This is a genomic window from Streptomyces sp. TN58 (assembly GCF_001941845.1).
GTDB lineage: Bacteria > Actinomycetota > Actinomycetes > Streptomycetales > Streptomycetaceae > Streptomyces.
The window spans coordinates 853,656-873,559 of sequence record NZ_CP018870.1; the positions used below are offsets into that span (position 1 = coordinate 853,656).

A 19,904-nucleotide genomic window follows, 5' to 3' on the forward strand; every position below is an offset into this window, starting at 1 on the left:
GCGGCGGGAGTGCAATTGTCAACCGAGGAATTCCGGAAAGAGCAGCAATTCGTCACCGATCTCTATCGGCGCCTCGACGACCTGCGCGACCAGGCCGAACACGCGGTCGAAGGGGCCTTGCGGGACGTGGGAACCGGATTTCAGGCGCGCCTGGAGCGCGACGTCCTGGTGGCCGAGCAGTCCGGTCTCCTGTCCGCCCTGAATGCCGGGGAGAACGGCCTGTGTTTCGGGCGCCTGGAGTTCTCCGACGGCGGCGACCACCACATCGGCCGCATCGGGATCCGCGCCGACGACACCGAACGCACACCGCTGGTCCTGGACTGGCGGGCCGAGGTCGCCCGCCCCTTCTACCTGGCCACCGGACACACCCCCATGGGGCTGCGCCGCCGCCGGCACATCAGCAGCCGGGGCCGGGTGGTCACCGCCCTGCACGACGAGATCCTCGACCTGGCCGACGCGGAGCGCACGGGCCACGAGGGCGCCGACGCGGACGCGGTGCTGCTGGCCGCGCTGGACGCCGCCCGGACCGGCCGCATGCACGACATCGTGCGGACCATCCAGGCCGAGCAGGACCGGGTCATCCGCTCCACGCACCGCGGGGTGCTGGTCGTCGAGGGCGGGCCCGGCACCGGCAAGACCGCGGTCGCCCTGCACCGTGCCGCGTACCTGCTGTACGCCCACCGGGAGCTGCTCGCCAAGCGCGGGGTGCTGATCGTCGGGCCGGGCCCGGCCTTCCTGGGCTACATCGGCGGGGTGCTCCCGGCGCTCGGCGAGACGGGCGTGCTGCTGTCCACGCCGGGCGAGCTGTTCCCCGGTGTCCACGCCACCGCCGCCGAACGCCCCGGGGCCGCCGCGGTCAAGGGCCGTGCCTCGATGGCGCGGGTCCTCGCCCGGGTCGTGGCCGACCGGCAGCGGCTGCCGGAACACGTGCCGGCGGACAGCGGCGAGGAGTACGACACCGTCCCCGAGGCGGCGCTGGAGATCGACCACGACGACTACGGGACCCTGCTGCTGGACCGCACGATGGCCCACGAGGCGCGGGACCGGGCCCGGGCCACCGGGCTGCCGCACAACCAGGCGCGACCCGTCTTCGCCTTCGGGATCATCGACGCGCTCACCGCGCAGCTCGCCGACCGGCTGGGCGCCGATCCGTACGGCGGTCCGAACCTGCTCGGCCCGGACGACGTCGCCCAGCTGGGCAAGGAGATCGCGACGAGCCGCGCCGTGCACGCGGCCATCGACTCGCTGTGGCCCTCCCTCACCCCGCAGCGGCTGATCGCCGACTTCCTGGCGGATCCCACGCACCTGCCCGCGGACGAGGCCCGGCTGATCCGCCGAGCGCCGTCGGCCCGGCCGGAGTGGACCCCGGCGGACGTACCGCTCCTGGACGAGGCCGCCGAGCTGCTCGGCGAGGACGACAGCGCGCTGCGGGCCGCCGAGGAGCGGCAGCGGCAGCGGCGCATCGCGTACGCGCAAGGGGTGCTGGACGTGTCCGCGGGCTCGCAGTCGTACGAGTTCGAGGACGAGGAGAACGAGTACCTGGCGGCGCACGACATCATCGACGCCGAGCGGATGGCGGAGCGGCACGAGGAGGCCGACCACCGCAGCACCGCCGAGCGTGCCGCGGCCGACCGCACGTGGGCCTTCGGGCACGTCATCGTGGACGAGGCGCAGGAGCTGTCGGAGATGGCGTGGCGGCTGCTGATGCGGCGCTGCCCGACCCGTTCGATGACGCTGGTCGGGGATCCGGCGCAGACCGGCGACGAGGCGGGCTGCGGGTCCTGGGAGCGGATCCTGGCGCCGTACGTGGGCGAGCGCTGGGATCTGGTCCGCCTGGGCGTCAACTACCGCACCCCGGCCGAGATCATGGAGGTGGCGGCGGCCGTGCTGCGCGAACGCGATCCCGGCTTCGAGCCGCCGCGGTCGGTGCGGTCCACCGGGGTGCGGCCGTGGGCGCGGGAGGCGGTGGACCTCGCCGGGGCGGTCGCGGAGGCCGTGGAGCGGGACCGGCCGGCCGAGGGGCGGCTCGCGGTGATCGCGCCGCGGGAGCGGCACGCGGCGCTGGCGGCGGTGCTGCCGGGGGTGCGGGAGGGCGCGGAGCCCGATCTGACCCGGGAGGTCGTCCTGCTGGATCCGCGGCAGGCCAAGGGGCTGGAGTTCGACACGGTGATCGTGGTGGAGCCGGCGGAGTTCGGGCCGAGCGACCTGTACGTGGCGCTGACCCGGGCCACCCAGGCCCTGGGGGTGGTGCACAGCCCCGGCCGGCTGCCCGCGGAGCGGACGCCGGCCTGGGGTGCTCTGCTCAGGCGCTGATGACGAAGGGCGCCTTGGGGTCGCTGCCCAGCGGGGTGGCGAGCTCGGTGAGCGCCCGCTCCAGGCCCTGGAGGTGGGCGAGCGCGGGCTCTGCGGTGCCGGCGGGCGGGGCGGTGGCCTGCGTGGCCGCGGGTCCTTCGAGTTCCCGCTCGCCCGCGGTCAGGGCCTGTACCGCCGCCTCCACGCGCCAGCAGGCGGCGGCGAGGCGGGCGTCGTGGCCGGCGTCCGGGTGGGCGGCGACGGCCACCAGGCCGCGCACCTCGCGGGCGCAGTCGTCCAGCAGGGCGATGACCTGGCCGGCGCGGGCCTTGCGGGCCCGGAACGGGCTGAGCGGGTGGACCAGCGGTGCGAGCGCCATCCGGACCCGGGCCAGCAGGGTCTCCAGCTCGGCGGCGTGCGGGGCGGGGTCCGCCGCCGGGGAGCCGGCGAGGCGGGCGGTGGCCTGGGCGGTGGCGGCGTGCACGCAGTGCAGGGCGCGCTGGATCCACGCGTCGTTCGTGGCGTGGGTGGTGACCGGCAGGACGAGGACCACGGCGAGCGCGGCGCACACGGCGCCGACGGCCGTCTCCTCCAGGCGGAGTACGAGCAGGCCGGGGTCCAGCACACCGAGCAGGCCGTAGAGCAGCCCGGCCATCAGCGTCACCGCGAGGATCATCCAGCTGTACGAGACGGCTGCCGTGTAGAAGATCCCGAAGACGCAGGCGGCGACGAGGAGGGCGGTGGGCAGGGGTGCGCCGTCCAGCGGGATGGCGATCAGTACGCCCGCGGCCACGCCGACGACGGTGCCCAGGACCCGGCGGAAGCCTCGGACCAGGGTCTCGCCGCGGGAGGCGGTGTTGACGAAGATCCACCAGGCGGTGCCGACGGCCCAGTACCAGCGGTCCTCGGAGAGCAGTTGGCCGACGGCGAGGGCGACGGCGCAGGCGGCGGTCGCCTGGACGGCCTGGCGGGTGGTGTGCCGGGCCAGGCCGCGGCCGGGCAGGGGCGCGGGGGCGGCGGGCGGCGGGGTGCGCCGCTCGATGGGCCAGAGCAGGAACCGCACGGCGGCGGAGGCGGCCAGGGCCAGGCCGACGGCGGCGTACAGCTCGGGGAGTTGGGCGGGCAGCGCGTGCAGGAACTGCGTGATGAAGAAGTTCATGAACGCGAAGATGCCGAGCGCGTGTCCGCGCGGACCCCAGCGGCGGGCGTAGACCCCGCAGAAGACGACGAGCACGAAGGCGGCGTCCCGGAGGGGCGTCACCCCGTGCAGGGCGGTGGCCAGGGCCAGGACCGGGAATCCGGCCGCGGGCAGCAGTGCGGTGGTGACGGTCTGGCGGCGCACGGTCGGGTCGGTGACGGTGAAGAGTGCGAGCAGTGCCGCGAGGCCGCCGGTGATGGAGGCGGTCAGGGAGAGGCCGCACAGTTCGGCGAGGGCGACGGCGGCGGCGACGCCGATCACCGCGCGGGCCGAGGTCCTGAGCCTCAGACGCCCCGGATCCGGAGCTACGAACATCCTTTTCACAGCGGTGTGCCGCCCCCCTGCAGTGGTGCGCGCCGGGCCGGCGCCGCCCGGGGGTGGTGGGCGGCGGACGGGCACGGCGAAGGCGCCGCGCTCCGGATCCGGCCTCGTTGCCGTCCGGCGCTGCGCGGCGCCGTAAGTACATGGATAGGACACAGATAAGCACCTGGGGGCCCACTGGCTCAACTCGACGCCATGGGTCAGGGCCATTGGCCCAGCTACCGGCGAGTCGCGTCGGCCGTGCGTCTGCCAACGGACCAGTGCGGCCCCGGGTGTACGGTCCGGCGCCGTACGGCTCTCGTACGCGTGACCACGCGCTGTTATCGTGCAGCGACCCGGAGGGCGTACGGAAGGGGACCGGCGTTGACGCGTACTGCGGAGTCCGGGGAGGCCGAGGCGTTCAGCCGGGCCGCCGTGGCCGTCTTCCGGCTGAACGGCCGGTTCACCGCGGCCGTCGACCGGATGGCGCCGGCGTTCGGTCTGAGCGCTGCGCGCTGGCAGGTCCTCAGCACGGTGGCGGAGGAGCCCCTGTCGGTCTCGGAGGTGGCCCGGCGGGTGGGTACCACCCGGCAGAGCGTCCAGCGCATAGCCGATCTGCTCGTACGGCAGGGGCTGGCGGTCTACCTGGACAACCCGGCGCACCGGCGGGCGAAACTGCTCGCCGCCACCGAGCGGGGCGCGGCCGCGAAGCGGGAGATCGACTGCCGGCTGGCCGAAGCGGAGCGGCACCTGTGCGAGAGCCTGGGCGGCGAGGAGGAGGTGCGGCGAACGGCCGAGATCATTCGGGGGCTGTCGGGCGCGCTGGCCTCGGCCGGCAGCGGCGACTCTCCGTGAGGAGCCTGCTCGCCCCTACCGCTATACGGACAAGGTGGCCTGAAACCGCCGCTGTTTTTCCCAAGAGTTGACTGCACCGAGGAATCCTCTTTGCGGTACCGTTCGCGCCTGACGCGGGGTTTCAAGGCGGGGGGCCTGTTGAATCGGTTTGTCTTCAGACTGCTGGGGCCGTTGCTCGTCCAGGCCGACGACGGCCCCTTGCGCATCAACGGCCGGCGCCAGGCGACGGTCCTCGCGATGCTGGTGCTCTATGCCGACCGGGTCGTGTCGGTGGACACCCTGGTGGACGCCGTCTGGCCGGACTCGCCTCCCGCGACGGCGCGCAACCAGATCGCCATCTGCGTGGCCACCCTGCGCAAGACCTTCAAGCAGGCCGGTGTGACCGATCTGCTGATCACCTCTCCCCCGGGCTACCTGCTGGCCAAGGGCGAGCACCGCGTCGACGTCCAGGAGTTCCTGGAGCGGGCCGACCAGGGTCGCGACGCCGCCCGGCACGGCCGCGTCGAGGAGGCCTGCACGCTGTTCGAGGAGGCGCTGAGCATCTGGCGGGGCTCGGCCCTCGACGAGACGCCCGGTTCCCGCCTGGAAGCCGAGGCGACCCGGCTGGAGCAGATGAGGCTCACGCTCATGGAGGAGCGCGCCGGGCTGATGCTCCAGCTCGGCCGCCACCGCGCGCTCATCGGCGAGCTCACCGAGCTGGTGTCCCGGCACCCGCTGCGCGAGCAGTGCCGCGAGCACCTCATGCTCGCCCTGTACCGGTCGGGCCAGCGGGCCGAGGCGCTCGACGTGTTCCTGACCGGCCGCCGGTTACTGACCGACCAGCTCGGTATCGAGCCCGGTCCGGGTCTGCGGCAGTTGCACGACCTGATCCTGCGGGACTCCCCGGAACTGACCCGGCCCCCGGCCGTGGCCGCTCCCGCGCCGGCCGCCGTGCACACGGTTCCCGCGCAACTTCCCGCGGGCGTCATGGCGTTCACGGGGCGGCAGCGGGAGATGGCCTCGCTGGACCGGCTGCTGAAGGAGCCGTACAACCCGCACACCCCGGCGCTGGCGGCGATCGTCGGCGTGGGCGGGGTGGGCAAGACGGCGCTGGCGGTGCACTGGGCGAGCCAGGTCGCCGACCAGTTCCCCGACGGCCAGCTCTTCGCCGATCTGCGCGGCTACGACGAGGAGCAGGCGCCGGTCTCCCCCGCCGCCGTCCTCGACCGCTTCCTGCGCGCCCTGGGGACGGCCGCGCCCCAGGTCCCGGCCGACCCCGACGAGCGGGCCTCCCTCTTCCGGAGTCTGCTCAGCACCCGCAAGACGCTGATCGTCCTGGACAACGTACGTTCCTTCCAGCAGCTCAGACCACTGCTGCCCGGCGGCGGGCGCAGCGTGGTGCTGGCCACCAGCCGGGAGAACCTGGGCGATCTGACCGGGGACTACACGGCGCTCAGCATCCGGCTTCGGATGCTGGAGCCGACCGAGGCGACGGCCCTGCTGATCAAACTCGCCGGGGCGGACCGCTTCGGCAGCGACCCGGTGGCGGTGGAACAGCTGGGGGCGCTGTGCGACTGCCTGCCGCTGGCGCTGCGGATCGCCGGGGCCCGGCTTGCGGCCAAGCCCAACCTGAGTGTGCGGAGCCTGGTGGAGCGGCTGCGCGACCACCGGTCCCGGCTGGACGTGCTGAGCCCGGGTGAGGGCGGGGTGCGGGCCGGCTTCCGGCTCACCTACCGGGACCTGCCCGCGGAGGCGGCCCGGATGTACCGGCGCCTCGGGCTGCTGCGCACGGCGGACTTCGCCGCGTGGGCCGGGGCTGCCGTACTGGACACCACGGTGTGGCACGCGGAGGAGCTGATCGACCAGCTCGTCGACGCCCAACTGCTGGAGGTGGCCGAGGCGGCGCCGGGCCGGGCGGCCCGCTACCGCTTCCAGGACCTGCTGCGGCTGTTCGCGCGTGAGCGGGCCGAGTCGGACGAGCCGGAGGGGGAGTCGGACGCGGCGCTGGAGCGCGCCTTCGGCGCCTGGCTCTGGCTGGCCGAGGAGGCGCACCGGCGGATCGACGGACGGGACTTCCCGGTGGGCCGGGCGGCCGCGCCCGCCCCCGGCTTCCTGGGAGGGATCGCCGACGAGCTGCTGGGCTCGCCGATGGACTGGTTCGAGTCGGAGCGCACCGCGGTCACCGACGTGGTGGCCCAGGCGGCGGAGACGGGCCGGGCCGGCTACGCCTGGATGCTGACCGAGAGCGCGGTGCCGCACTTCGAGACGAAGAACTACCTGGAGGACTGGCAGCGCAGCGCCGAGCAGGCCCTGGCCTCGGCGCGGCGGGCCGGCGACGAGCCGGGCGAGGCGACGATGCTGCGGCTCCTGGGGTCGCTGGCGATCTACCAGCGGCGCTACGAACAGGCCGAGGGCTGGAACATGGCCGCGCTGCGGCTGCTGCGCGGCACCGGCGACCTGGGCGGGGCGGCGCTCGCCCTGCGGAACCTGGCGATGTGCGCGCGGTTCCAGGGGGACTGGGAGCGGGCGCTGGAGTACTGCGAGGCGGCGCTCGGCAATTTCCACGACTCCGGGGACATCGGGAACGAGGCCCATCTGCTCGGTTTCCAGGCGCAGATCGAGCTGGACCGGGGCAACGTGGGCGGCGCGCTGCCGCTGGCTGAGCGGGCGGTGGCGCTGAGCCGGCGTACCGGCTCGGTGCGGGCGGAGGCCCAGAGCGTGTACCGGCTGGCCGAGGTGAGGCTGCGCGCGGGGGATTTCGGCGAAGCGGCCGAGGCGTTCGGCGCCGTGCTGCGGCTGACGCGCGGTGAGGGCGACCGGGTCGGCGAGGCCCACGCGCTGCGGGGCCTCGGGCAGACGCAGTGGAGCCAGGGCCTGCTGCAGGCGGCGGGGGACACGCTGCGGCAGGCCCTGGAGATCACTGACGAGCTGGCGGACCGGTTCCTGTACGCCCGGGTGGAGACGGACCTCGGGTGCGTGGACGCGCTCGGGGGCCGCTGCGCGGAGGCGGCGGAGAGGTTCCGGCGGGCCTGTGCCGCCTTCGGCGAGGTCGGCGCGCAGCCCTGGCGGGCGCAGGCGGGCCGGCTGCTGGCGGCCTTGCGGGATGCGGGGGGTGTGGAGGCACCGGGCGGTGGGGGGCCAGGAGGGCTGCCGCATCGTTCCTTCACTCCGGAGGAGCTGACGGAGCTGCTGGCGCATCCGGCGGACTGACGCCCGTCCGGTACGGATCGGGCCGCGGCGGCGGAATGCGCGGACGTACGGTGCCTGCGGAGAAACGGTTCTCCGGTGGTGCGGTGCTGCGGTGGTGCCGTGCTGGGGTGGTGCGGTGCTGCGGAACCGGAGGGGTCAGCCCCAGGGCATGTCGCCGTTCGTGCCGGCGGGGCCCGGGTGCGAGGGGTGCAGCGGCTTGACGACGCCCCAGGGCATGTCGTCGGCCTGGACGCTGGTGCCCGCCTGCGCCGTGACGGCCGTGGCGGCCCCCGTGCCCACGAACATCCCCGCAAGAACGACCAGGCAAGCGGCCGTCGTCTTCGCCGTCCGGGTGCTGCGCATCTCGGATTCCCCTCTCGGTGGATCATCACTGCCGCTCGCTGCGGCACGAATGGAACAGTAGGGACGGCTCCTTTCTCTTCCGTGTTCCATCGATTTCATGACCCGAGCCCCCCGCGAAATCGCCACGATATCGAGGGGACAACGCACTCCTCTACCTTCGTTCGAAGATTCTTCTCAGGAATCACGGATGGGGCGGTACATGGAATTCCGAGTGCTCGGGCCAGTAGAGGTACGGCGGGACGGCCACCGGGTCGCGTTCTCCGGGGCGAAGCTGCACACCGTGCTCGCGGCGCTCCTCCTGGCCCGCGAAGAGGTCGTGTCGGACGACCGGCTGTGCCGGCTGCTGTGGGGCTGGGCACCCCCGGCCACCGTCAGCGCACAGCTCTACACCTATATTTCGCGCCTGCGCAAGATTCTCGGCACCGAAGTGGTGATCGATCGCAGACCGCCGGGATATGCCATGAGCATCGGTAATGCGACCCTCGACCTGAACGAATTCGAGAAGCTGGCGCTCGGCGGCCGCGAGGCACTGGCCAAAGAGGACTTCGAGACGGCCGGTGAGCTGCTGCGCGGCGCCCTGGCCCGGTGGAACGGGCAGCCCTTCGCGAACGCCACGGAATACCTCGCCGACGCCGAGGCGCCGCGGCTGACGGAGGCGCGGGCCGTCACGCTGGAGCACCGCATCGCCGCGGACCTCGCCCTCGGCCGGCACGAGCAGATCACCGGTGAACTCACCGGGCTCGTCGCCGAGTTCCCGCTGCGCGAACGCATCCGCTGCCAGCTGATGACGGCGTTGTGCCGGTCCGGGCGGCAGGCTGACGCCATCCACCTCTACCACCACGGCCGGGCGGTCCTCGCGGACGAGCTCGGGGTCAACCCCGGTGAGGAGCTGCAGGCCACCTACCGGGCGCTGCTGGACGGCACGCTCGACCGGCGGCCCGGCTCCGTCCCGGCCGTACGCGCGGGCGCCCGGCCGCGGGCGTCCGGCCCGTCGGCCGGGGCACCGGCGATGCTGCCCCCGGACACCGTCGACTTCACGGGCCGGGGGCCGGAGCTGGAGCTGGTGTGCCGCGCCCTGGCCCCCGACGGGCAGGGCTCCGGACGTCCCCGGCGGGTCCTGGTCACCGGGATGGCTGGGCTGGGCAAGACCGCGCTGGCGGTCCACGCGGCCCACCGCTGCCAACGACACTTCCCCGACGGGCAGTTGTACGCCGACCTGCGCGCCTCGGACGGCACCCCGAGGCACCCCGCGCGGGTACTGCGCCGGCTGCTGCGGGCGCTGGGCCCGGCGGAGGACGTACCGGTCACGGACGACCAGGACCAGCTGGTACGCCTCTACCGGGAGCGGACCCGGGGCAGGCAGCTGCTCATCGTGCTGGACAACGCCTCGGGCGCGGCCCAGCTCGGTCCGCTGCTGCCCAACACCCCGGAGCCGGCGGTGCTCGTGACCGGGCGCACGGCTCTGCCGACCGTGGCCGGAGCGCACACCGTGGCCCTCGCGCCGCTGGAGCCCCGGGACTCGCTGGAACTGCTGGCCGCGGCGGCCGGTCCGGCCCGGGTGGCGGGAGCGCCGCGCGCCGCGTCCGCGATCGTCGAGCACTGCGCCGGCCTGCCGCTGGCGCTGCGGATCGTCGGGACCCGGATCGCGGCCCGGCCGCACTGCACCCCCGACCGGCTCGCCCACAGGCTGGCCGATCCGGTCACCCGGCTGCGGGAGCTGCACTCGGGCGACATGGACGTGCACACCGCCCTGCTGCCGTCCTGGCGTGCGCTGGAGCCCGAGGCGCGGGCGGTGTTCCCGGCACTGGCCGCGCTGGGTCCGGAGCCGTTCCCGGCCGCGGAGGCGGCCACGGCGCTGGACCTGTCGGAGGCGGAGGCCGAGCGGCTGCTGGAGGCGCTGGCCGACGCGGCGCTGCTGGAGGTCAGCGGCGCGGACGAGTGGGGGCAGCCCTGCTACCTCTTCCACCCGCTCGTACGGCTCTTCGCGCTCTCCCTGGAGGAGGGGCGGGCACAGGTGCCCGCCGACCGGGCCGGCCGCACGGAGCATAACCGGCGGCTAACTCACCGCCCCTAGCCTCGCCCTGCCCCGCAGCAGGGCGTCCCGGCCCGTATCCACCCGACCCGCACAAGCCCACGGCCCGTAACACCGAATGGAGTTGGACCATGACCGAGCTCCTGCCCGCTCGCGCGGACAGTGCCGCGTCCTTCCCGATGACCGAGACGCAGCAGGCACTGATGATCGGGCGAGGCGAAGCCGTCGAGATGGGCGGCATCGGCTGCTACGGATACTTCGAGTGGGAGCGCGCCGACCTCGACCCGGAGCGGTTCGCCACCGCCTGGCGCAAGGTGGTCGCCCGGCACGACATGCTCCGCGCGGTCGGCGGCACGGACGGCACCCAGTGGGTGCCGTCCGACCCGCTGCCCTTCGACATACCGGTCGTCGACCTGCGCCACCTGTCCGCGGAGGCGGCCCGCGAGCAGCTCGCGGCGGTGCGCGAGGAGATGAGCCACACGGTTTTCCCCGTCGGCAGCTGGCCGCTGTTCGACCTGCGGATCTTCCGGCTGGGCGGTCCGGAGAACCTGGGCCGGGTGCACCTGGGGATCGACCTGCAGGTGCTGGACGCCTCCAGCGCCTTCCAGGTTCTCTTCCCCGAGCTGGTCGACCTGTACGAGGACCCGGACGCGGACCTGCCGGAGCCCGGCATCTCCTTCGCCGAGTACGCCCGCTGGCGGGCCGACGCCCTGCCGCACACCGAGCCCTTCCGGGCGGCCCGCGACTACTGGGTGCAGCGCGTGCCCACCCTGCCGCCGGCCCCGTCGCTGCCCACGGGCGGCTCCGCCGGGGACGGCGGCGAGGTCCGCTTCGACCGGCGCGAGCACCGCCTCTCCCCCGCCGACTGGCAGCGGTTCACCGAGCGGGCGCACGGGGCCGGCCTGACCCCGTCGGTGCTGCTCACCGCGGCCTTCGCCGAGGTGGTCCGGGCCTGGGCCGAGGAGTCGGACTTCACCATCAACTACCCGGTCTTCCAGCGCCCGGCGGTGCACCCGGACATCACCGGCGTCCTCGGCGACTTCACCAACGCGGTGATGCTCGCCGCCGACGGTTCGGGCGCGACGTTCCTGGACCGTGCGCACGCCCTGCGCGACCAGCTCGCCCGCGACGTGGAGCACGGCTCCTTCAACGGCGTGCGCGTGCTGCGGGAGCTGACCCGTCTGCACGGTGTGGGCGCCCAGGCCGGGATGCCCGTGGTCGTCACCAGCCTGCTCGACTACCCGGTGCGCCGCCCCGTCACGGACCTGGGCCGGGAGGTGTACTCGATCTCGCAGACCCCGCAGGTGACCCTCGACGTGCAGCTGCGCGAGCTGGCCGGCGAGCTGCGCGTCATCTGGGACTTCGTCGACGGTGCGTTCGCGCCCGGCTTCGTCGACGCCGCCTTCGGCGTGTACGTGGACCTGCTGACGCGGCTCACCGAGGACCCGGAGAGCCTGCACACCGCCCGCTTCGACCTGATCCCGCCGGCCGAGCGGGAGCTGCGCCGGCAGGTCAACGACACCGCGGGGCAGATCCCGTACACCACCCTGCACGAGCTGTTCGCCCGGCAGGCCGAGCTCACGCCCGACGCCGAGGCCGTGGTGGACGCCTCCGGGCGGCGGCTCAGCTACGCCGAACTGGCCGCCTACGCCTGGCGGATCGGGCACACGCTGCGCGAGCACGGGGCGGCCCCGGGTGAGCTGGTCGCGGTGGTGATGGAGAAGGGCTGGGAGCAGTACGCCGCGGTGTACGGGATCCTCGCCTCCGGCGCCGCCTACCTGCCGCTGGACGCCTCCGTGCCGCCGGAGCGGCTGCGCCGGCTGCTCGCCGAGGCCAAGGTCGACCGGATCCTCACGCAGTCCTCGCTGGACTCCCGGATCAGCTGGCCGCCCACGGCCCGCCGCTACCGGGTGGACAAGGACTTCGAGACCGGCACCGCCAGCCGGCCAGACATCGCGCAGACCCCGGCGGACCTCGCGTACACGATTTTCACCTCGGGTTCGACGGGCGAGCCCAAGGGTGTGATGGTCGACCACATCGGCGTGGTCAACCTGGTCCGCGACGTCGCGACGCGCTTCGGGGTGGGGGCCCGGGACCGGCTGCTGGCGATCTCGGGGCTGCACTTCGACGCCTCGATCTACGACGTCTTCGGGGTGCTCACACAGGGCGGGACCGTGGTGGTGCCGCCGCCGTTCGAGCACGCAGAGCCCGACGTGTGGGCCGATCTGGTACAGGCCGAGCAGGTCACGCTGTGGAACTCCGTACCCGTCCTGATGGAGCTGCTGGTCGGCGAGGCGGAGGTGCGCGAGCGGCGCGGCGGCGGACGGCCGCTGGAGTCCCTGCGGCTGTCGGTGCTCTCCGGCGACTGGATCCCGCTGACGCTGCCGGACCGGCTGCGGGCGCAGAGCCCGCGGATCCAGGTCGTCGGCTCGGGTGGTCCCACCGAGACGATCTGCTGGTCGCTGTTCCAGCCGATCGGCGAGGTCGACCCGTCCTGGACGAGCATCCCGTACGGCAAGCCGATCACCAACCAGCGCTACTACATCGTCGACGGGGCGGCGTACGAGCGGCCGCTCGGCGTCGTCGGCGAGATGGCCGTGGCCAGCGACGTCGGCCTCGCACTCGGCTACTGGAACGACGCCGAGCGCACGGCGAGCCGCTTCGTGCGCCTCCCGGAGACGGGCGAACGCGCCTATCTGACGGGTGACCTGGGCCGGTACCTGCCGGACGGCAGCATCGAGATCCTGGGCCGGGACGACTTCCAGGTGAAGATCCAGGGGCACCGGATCGAGCTGGGCGAGATCGAGGCCGTGCTCCGCCAGGACGCGGAGGTGGAGGCGGCCGTGGTCGTGGCGCCCGCCAGTGCCCACGGGGTGCGCCGGCTGCACGCCTTCGTCGTGGCCGGGGCCGGCTGCGACGCCGGCGCGGCGGACCGGGTGCTGGAGCGGCTCGCCGCCCAGCTGCCCGGCTACATGGTGCCGGCCGCGATCACCGCGCTGAACGAGCTGCCGCTGACCCGCAACGGCAAGGTCGACCGGCTGCTGCTGGCCTCCTCCGCCGGGAGCCGGCAGTCCGCCGACGACGCGGCCGTACGGGACGGCGGTGACGCGCCGGGCAGTGCGCTGGAGCTCGTGCTGTGCGCGGCGGTCGCCGACATCCTCGGCCTGGACGGGGTCGCGCCCGGGGACAACTTCTTCTCCCTGGGCGGCGATTCGCTCAGCGGGACCCGGCTCGCGGGGCTGCTGAAGGAACTGCTCGGGGTGCCGGTGCCGGTCAAGACCGTGTTCCAGAACCCGGTGGTCCGCGAGCTGGCCGAGAAGATCGCCGCGGACGAGCAGCACGGCGCGGAGGCGGCCCGGGCCGCCGAGGCCTTCGGCGAGCTGGAGGCCGAGGAGACGGACACCGCCGATGCGAACGGCTGAGGACACGACCCGGTTCCGTACGGCCATCACGGACGATTCCGAGAGGGGACAGTCATGAGTCTCACCCTGCCCGCGCCCGTCACCGATCCACTGGACCAGGACGGACTCCGGGGCGGCCCGCCCGCGGCGCCCGCGCCGGACCTGGTCGATTTCGCCGCACACGCCAACACCCGGCTGAGAGAACGTGATTCCGTCCTCTACGACCTGCTGGCCCGGGAGTCGGCGCGCCAGCGCGACACGCTGATGATGGTCGCGGCCTCCAGCGTCGCGGACCCCTCCGTGCTGGCCTGTGAGGGCAGCGCGCTGGGCAACCTGACCGCGGAGGGGTATCCCGGCAACCGCTACCACGCGGGCTGCGGTGTCGCCGACGACATCGAGCGCCTGGCGATCGAGCGGGCGTGCGCGGCCTTCGGGGCGCAGGACGCGATCGTGCAGCCGCACTCCGGATCATCCGCGAACCTCGCCGTGATCACGGCGCTGCTGAGCCCGGGCGACTCCCTGCTCGGCCTCGACCTGGACTGCGGCGGCCACCTCACCCACGGCTCCCCCGCCTCGGTGACCGGCCGGTACTACCGCGCCCACGGCTACCGGGTGACGCCGGAGGGGCTGCTCGACTACGACCAGATCCGCGAACTGGCCCTGGAGCACCGGCCGAAGCTGATCGTGTGCGGGGCGAGCGCCTACCCCCGCAGCATCGACTTCGCCCGGTTCCGGGAGATCGCCGACGAGGCCAACGCCTACCTCCTGGCCGACATCTCGCACATCGCGGGACTGGTCGCGGCCGGCCTGCACCAGAGCCCGGTCGACCACGCCCACGTGACCACCACCAGCACCTACAAGCAGCTGTACGGTCCGCGCGGCGGGCTGATCCTGCTGGGCCGCGAGGCCCGCCGGGCGGGGCCGGAGCGCGGGACCCTGGCCGCGACCCTGCGCCGGGCCGTCTTCCCCTTCACCCAGGGCACCCCCGACCTCGCGTCGGTGGCGGCCAAGGCCCGCGCGCTGGACTTCGTGGCCAGCCCGGACTTCGCGGAGGTCGCCAAGCGGCTGGCCGACGGCGCGCAGGCGATCGCGGAACGCCTCCTGGACCGGGGCTTCCGGCTGGTCACGGGCGGTACGGACACCCACATGGTGCTGCTCGACCTGCGCGGCACCGGCGTCACCGGGGACGTGGCGGAGGAGGCCCTGGAGTCCTGCGGGATCGTCGTCAACCGCAACCGCGTCCCCGGGGACACCACACCGGTCCGGGTGACGGGCGGCCTGCGGCTGGGGACGAACACGCTGGCCGCGCGCGGGATGGACCGGACGGTGGCCGCCGAGTGCGCCGACCTGGTCGCGGACGTGCTGACGGCGCTCGCCGCGCCTGGCGGCGTGCTGCCGGACGCGCTGCGCGACCGGGTCCGCTCCCGGGTCTCCGAGCTGTGCGCCACCCACCCCCTGCCGGGGTACCTGACGTGACCTTCAGCGGCTTCCCGCCCTCGGCACTGCGCCTGTACGAGGACCTCGCGGCCGACAACAGCAAGGAGGCGTGGCGGCTGCGCCACCGCGAGCGGTACGAGCGTGACGTACGTGCGCCGATGGACGAGCTGGCCGCTGAACTGGGCACGTTCTTCGCGGAGTGGGCCGGGCCGGCCGGGGTGCAGGTGCTCGGCCCGGTCCGGGACACCCGGATGTCCCACGACAAGTCCCCGTACAAGACCTACCAGGGCGCCTATCTGGACCTGCTGCCCTGCCTGGGCCTGTGGGTGCACCTGGACCGGGACGGGCTGTACGCCTCCGGCCGCTGGTACCCGTACGCCGGGGCCGAGGTCGCCCGCTACCGTGGCGCCGTCGAGGAGGAGGACGGCGGCGCGGAGCTGGCGGCGATCACCGGCCGGCTCGCGGAGCAGGGCTTCGTCCTCGGCGGGGACCGGCTGAAGTCCCGGCCGCGGGGGGTGCCCGCGGACCACCCGCGGCTGGACCTGCTGCGCCACCGCAAGATCGACGCGGGGCGCCGCTACGGTCCGGCCGCCGGCCTGCACACGGCGCGGGCCGGGGAACTCGTACGGGAGACCTGGCTGCTGGTACGGCCGCTGCTGGACTGGCTGGCGGCCCGTGAGCTCACCCCCACGCCCCGAGAACGAGGAGTTGACGATCCGTCATGACCACAGTTGGCTGCGGTGTCGCCGACCTGCGCAGTGACACGGTGACCCGGCCGGGTCCCGGGATGCGGGCCGCGATGGCCGGCGCGGAGGTCGGCGACGACCTCTTCGGGGAGGATCCGACCGTCCGCGCCCTGGAGGAGCGCGTCGCCGGGCTCTTCGGCTTTCCGGCGGCGCTGTTCACACCGTCGGGGGTGATGGCCAACCAGATCGCGCTCCAGCTCCTCGTCGCTCCGGGCGAGGAGCTGGTGTGCGACGCCGAGGCGCACGTCCTGGCCCACGAGGAGGCCTCCCCGGCCCGCTACGGCGGGATCCAGACCCGTACGGTGACGGCCGAGCGGGGGGTGGTCACCCCTGAGCTGCTGGCGGGGGTGCTTCGGCGGGGGAACGCGTACACGCTGGGCACGCGCGCGGTGGAGGTGGAGCAGACCCACACCCGGGCCGGCGGCACCGTCCATCCACTGGGGACGCTGCGGGCGGTGCGCGAGCTGACGTCGGGTGCGGGGGTGGCGGTCCACATGGACGGCGCCCGGATCTGGAACGCGATGGCCGCGACCGGGACTCAGGCCGCGCGGTACGGGGAGACGGCGGATTCGCTGTCCGTGTGCCTGTCGAAGGGGCTGGGGGCGCCGGTCGGTTCGGTGCTCCTGCTGCGGTCCGAACACCTGCCCAGGGCGCGGAAGCTGCGGCACGGGCTGGGCGGCGGCATGCGGCAGTCGGGCATCCTGGCCGCTGCGGGGCTGTACGCCCTGGACCACCATGTGGAGCGGATCGCGGAGGACCACGAGAACGCCGCGCTGCTGGCGGCGGGGCTGCGGGACGCGGGTTTCGCCGTGCGCCCGCCCGAGACCAACATCGTCCTCGTCGGGGTGCCGGGCGCCGACGAGGTCGTCGTGCGGGCCGCACAGGAAGGAGTGCTGGTGACCGCCCCGGACCCGGACACCGTCCGGCTGGTCACCCATCTGGACGCAGGACGCAAGGCGTGTCGGCGCGCCGTCGAGGTGCTGACCGCCGTCATGGCAGATGTCGTCGCCGCCGGTGCGTGAGAGCGCGCCGCGGGACGTTCGTAAGAAGCGGAAGAGAGCGAAGTAGCAGCATGAGTTTAGAAGTCCGGCCCGCCACGGCGGATCTGTGGGACGACGTCCGCAAGGTGCTCCAGCCGAAGCCGAGCGCGCACACGTGCTGGTGCATGGCGTGGCGGCTGTCCACCGGCGACTACGGGCGGATGACCGCGCAGGAGCGGGGCGAGCACCTGCGCACCCTCACCGAGAAAGCGGACCCTCCGCCGGGGGTCCTCGGTTTCCTGGACGGCGAGGTGGCCGGCTGGTGCAACGTGGCACCGCGCCGCCAGCTCGACCGGCTCACCTCGTCCAAGACCATCACGCCGGTGGACGACGTGCCCGTGTGGTCGGTGACCTGTTTCGTCGTGCGCAAGGAGTTCCGCGGCAAGGGGGTCGCCTCGGGTCTGCTGGAGGGGGCCGTCGAGCACGCCCGGGAGAACGGCGCACCCGCCGTCGAGGGCTATCCGGTGGATCCCGAGGGCGGCCGGGTGAACCCGACCCTCGCCTACGTCGGGACGATGGACATGTTCGAGCGGGCCGGCTTCCGCCGGATCCAGCGCACCGAGGCCAAGAGCGACAAGCGGCACCGCTGGATCGTGCGCCGCGACCTGGTCTGACCGGCACCGCCGCCCGATGCCCGGGGAAGGGGCTCCCGCAGTGCGGGGGCCCCTTCCCCGTGTCCGGCGGGTGCCGGTCAGGGGGTGTGGGCCGCGATGTCCCACAGCTGGGCGGGGCGCCCGCAGCGCAGGGCCTCCCAGGCCGCGCGCCGGTAGCAGCCGGCCACCAGGCCGTCCCGTACGAGTCCGGAGGCTCCGTGCAGGTGCACCGCGTCACGGGTCACGTCGAGGGTGGTCTCGGCGGTGAGGGCGATGAGCCCCGCCGCCTCGCCCGGGGTGAGCCGGCCCTCGTCGAGGTCGCGGGCGGCGTCACCGACGGCCCAGCGGACGGCGTCGAGCCGGGCCAGGAGCCCGGCCACCCGCAGCCGGGGTCCCTGGTGCTTGACCAGGGCCTGGCCGAACTGCTGCCGTCCGCGGATCCGGGAGACGACGGCGGTCAGGGCGGCCGCGGTGATGCCGGCCAGCAGCGACGCCTGGTGGACGGCGGCGCGCAGGCCGACGCGGGCGAGGGCGTGTTCGGCGGCGAGCCCCCGCAGCAGCACCGAGTCGGCCGGGATCCGGGCCTCGTCGAAGACGGCTCCGGCGACGGCTCCCCCTCCGTGGTCGCGCAGCGGGCGTACGGTGACACCCTGCGCGGGCAGGTCGACGAGGGCGACGCAGGGCCCGTCGGGGCCGCTCGCCAGGACCAGCAGGGCGTCCGCCCCGACGCCGGCGGCGAACGGGCCGCCGGTGCCGGTGAGGACGACGCCGCCGCCGTCGCCGTCCGGTTTCCAGGCGATGCCCGGCGGCACGGCTCCGCGCGGGTCGGGCAGCCGGCCCGGGACGGCGAGCTGGAGCTCCCCGGCGCGCACCCGGTCGAGCCGGTCGTCGGTGCCCTCGGGGGCGAGGGGGCCGAGGGCGGAGAGCAGGTCGAGCGCGAGGAGGGTGTCGGCGAGCGGGACGGGCTGCATCGCGTTGCCGGTCTCCTCGCAGACCATGGCGAGGACGGCCTGGCCGAGGTCGAGGCCCTCCTTGTCGATGGGGAGGGCGAACTCCCAGGCTCCGACCTGGGTCAGTGCCTCCCAGGCGCCGGCGGGGGTGTCCCCGTCGACTTCCAGGCCCTGCCGTACGGTGAGCCGGAGCTGCCGGAAGAGCGAGTCCTCGTCCTCCCGCTCCCGCCACCGCTCGGGCGCCTCGCCGGCCGCCCCGTCCGTACCTCTGCCGTTGACCGCCTGGGTCGTCATGGCCGTACCTCCGCCCCTGAGTCGAGACGCAGCCGGGCCAGCGTCTCCAGCATCATTTCGGCGGTGCCGCCGGATATCCGCATCCCCGGGGCTTCACGCATCGCCGAATCGAGTGGGTGTGCCACCCCGTCGACCTCCGGGTCGTCGAGGGTCATGCTGGTGTCGCCGTCGAGTTCGGCGGCCCACCAGGCCACCTCCGCGGCGAGTTCGGTGGTGTACCACTTCGCGGCGGCGGCCTCGTCCTCGTTGAGCTCGCCCCGGTCGAGGCGGGTGAGGACGCGGCGCACCAGGGTGCCCGCCGCGAGCAGCCGGGCGTTGAGCTTGGCCAGGCCGATCTGGTCGTGCTGGCCGGCCTCCAGCCGGTCGGTGTGGGCCTCCAGCCGTTCGACGGCGGCCCGGTACCAGCGCAGCGCCTTGACGTAGTAGTCGAGGCCGGTGCGTTCGAAGGCGAGGGTCTTGACGACGATCGCCCAGCCCTGGCCGATGCCGCCGACGACGTCGTCGGCGGTGACGGCCACGCCGTCGAGGGCGACCTCGTGGAAGGCGTCGTCGCCGATGCCGGGTATCTGCCGGATGGTGACGCCGGGCTGGGCCAGGGGCACGAGGAAGAGGCTGAAGGCGTCGTCCTCGCCGCGGGCCAGGCAGAGCCCGTAGTCGGCGAAGCGGGCGAAGAGGGAGTGGACCTTGGTGCCGTAGAGCTTGTAGCCGCCCTTGCCGTCGGAGACGGCGCGGGTGGAGAGGATGTTGAGGTCGGAGCCGGCCTGCGGTTCGCTGAAGAGCACGCAGCCGAAGGAGGTGCCGTCGGCGAAGCCCGGCAGGTGGCGCGCCTTCATCTGCGGGCTCGCGACGTTGAGCAGGGTGGAGCCGACGATCTGCACGGTGAGCGTGTGCAGCAGGTCGGGGACGTCGTGCATGGCGAGTTCCTCGACCAGTACGGCGGCCGCGACCTGGCTGACGCCGCGGCCTCCGTACTCCTCGGGCCACTGGGGTGCGAGGAGGCCGCGTTCGCCCAGGGCCCGGTGGATGGGCCGGGGGTCGCGGGTGCGCCGGGCCTCGGCGACGGGGGCGGAGACCAGGATGTCGTGGATGTCCTCGCGCAGGGCCCGCATGGGGGTGCGGGGCACGTCGGCCCCGCTCCGTACGAGCCCGCAGTCCGCGGGCGCGCGGTAGAACTCGGTGGTGAGCACGGGCAACTCCCTTGGCGGGTCTGGGTGGGTCGGGGGGTGGGGGTGGGG

General features: G+C 74.0%; 13 protein-coding genes. 9 read left to right on the top strand and 4 right to left on the bottom strand.

The annotated features are described in order from the left end of the window. Positions 1 to 15: 15 nt before the first annotated feature. Positions 16 to 2,313, top strand: a complete 2,298-nt coding sequence (locus tag BSL84_RS04015) for a HelD family protein (RefSeq protein WP_075969819.1) — start codon at positions 16 to 18, stop codon at positions 2,311 to 2,313. On the opposite strand, the gene BSL84_RS04020 is transcribed toward BSL84_RS04015, so the two are convergent. Beyond that, positions 2,303 to 3,805, bottom strand: coding sequence for an FUSC family protein (locus BSL84_RS04020; RefSeq protein ID WP_045323569.1), 1,503 nt, complete (start codon positions 3,803 to 3,805; stop codon positions 2,303 to 2,305). The genes BSL84_RS04015 and BSL84_RS04020 overlap by 11 nt on opposite strands. A 369-nt stretch (positions 3,806 to 4,174) precedes the next feature. Here BSL84_RS04020 and BSL84_RS36405 point away from each other — a divergent pair, with 369 nt between their 5' ends. Both BSL84_RS36405 and BSL84_RS04030 read left to right on the top strand, forming a co-directional pair. After that, positions 4,175 to 4,645 (top strand): MarR family winged helix-turn-helix transcriptional regulator, encoded by a 471-nt coding sequence (locus tag BSL84_RS36405; protein WP_030030716.1) that lies wholly within the window; start codon positions 4,175 to 4,177, stop codon positions 4,643 to 4,645. A gap of 138 nt (positions 4,646 to 4,783) precedes the next feature. Beyond that, a complete protein-coding gene (locus tag BSL84_RS04030; protein ID WP_078849194.1) occupies positions 4,784 to 7,834 on the top strand; it encodes an AfsR/SARP family transcriptional regulator in 3,051 nt (1,016 codons plus the stop codon). Between the two features lie 135 nt (positions 7,835 to 7,969). Here the strand turns inward: BSL84_RS04030 and BSL84_RS35975 are convergent, their stop codons facing one another. Further along, on the bottom strand, positions 7,970 to 8,176 hold the full coding sequence (locus BSL84_RS35975; protein WP_158880138.1) for a hypothetical protein: 207 nt from the start codon (positions 8,174 to 8,176) through the stop codon (positions 7,970 to 7,972). Between the two features lie 199 nt (positions 8,177 to 8,375). Between BSL84_RS35975 and BSL84_RS04035 the strand changes: the two genes are divergently transcribed. From BSL84_RS04035 to BSL84_RS04060, 6 genes are all read left to right on the top strand, one after another. After that, positions 8,376 to 10,250: an AfsR/SARP family transcriptional regulator gene (locus tag BSL84_RS04035; protein WP_078849193.1), complete on the top strand. Its 1,875-nt coding sequence runs from the start codon at positions 8,376 to 8,378 to the stop codon at positions 10,248 to 10,250. A gap of 89 nt (positions 10,251 to 10,339) precedes the next feature. Beyond that, positions 10,340 to 13,630: a non-ribosomal peptide synthetase gene (locus tag BSL84_RS04040; protein ID WP_075969822.1), complete on the top strand. Its 3,291-nt coding sequence runs from the start codon at positions 10,340 to 10,342 to the stop codon at positions 13,628 to 13,630. Positions 13,631 to 13,684: 54 nt separating this feature from the next. Continuing rightward, positions 13,685 to 15,085 (top strand): serine hydroxymethyltransferase, encoded by a 1,401-nt coding sequence (gene glyA / locus BSL84_RS04045; RefSeq protein ID WP_078849191.1) that lies wholly within the window; start codon positions 13,685 to 13,687, stop codon positions 15,083 to 15,085. Further along, positions 15,082 to 15,771, top strand: coding sequence for a DUF2461 domain-containing protein (locus BSL84_RS04050; protein ID WP_075969823.1), 690 nt, complete (start codon positions 15,082 to 15,084; stop codon positions 15,769 to 15,771). The genes glyA and BSL84_RS04050 overlap by 4 nt, the downstream gene beginning before the upstream one ends. Next, complete coding sequence (locus tag BSL84_RS04055) at positions 15,768 to 16,814, top strand: threonine aldolase family protein (protein ID WP_045323566.1); 1,047 nt, start codon at positions 15,768 to 15,770, stop codon at positions 16,812 to 16,814. Before BSL84_RS04050 ends, BSL84_RS04055 begins: the two co-directional genes overlap by 4 nt. A gap of 50 nt (positions 16,815 to 16,864) precedes the next feature. Beyond that, positions 16,865 to 17,446 (top strand): GNAT family N-acetyltransferase, encoded by a 582-nt coding sequence (locus BSL84_RS04060; RefSeq protein WP_030032450.1) that lies wholly within the window; start codon positions 16,865 to 16,867, stop codon positions 17,444 to 17,446. Between the two features lie 77 nt (positions 17,447 to 17,523). Here BSL84_RS04060 and BSL84_RS04065 read toward each other — a convergent pair whose 3' ends face one another. After that, positions 17,524 to 18,669 carry an acyl-CoA dehydrogenase family protein gene (locus BSL84_RS04065; protein WP_075969824.1) on the bottom strand — a complete coding sequence of 382 codons (1,146 nt, stop codon included), beginning with the start codon at positions 18,667 to 18,669 and terminating at the stop codon, positions 17,524 to 17,526. Then, positions 18,666 to 19,856: an acyl-CoA dehydrogenase family protein gene (locus tag BSL84_RS04070; protein ID WP_052680684.1), complete on the bottom strand. Its 1,191-nt coding sequence runs from the start codon at positions 19,854 to 19,856 to the stop codon at positions 18,666 to 18,668. The genes BSL84_RS04065 and BSL84_RS04070 overlap by 4 nt, the downstream gene beginning before the upstream one ends. Between the last annotated feature and the right edge of the window lie 48 nt (positions 19,857 to 19,904).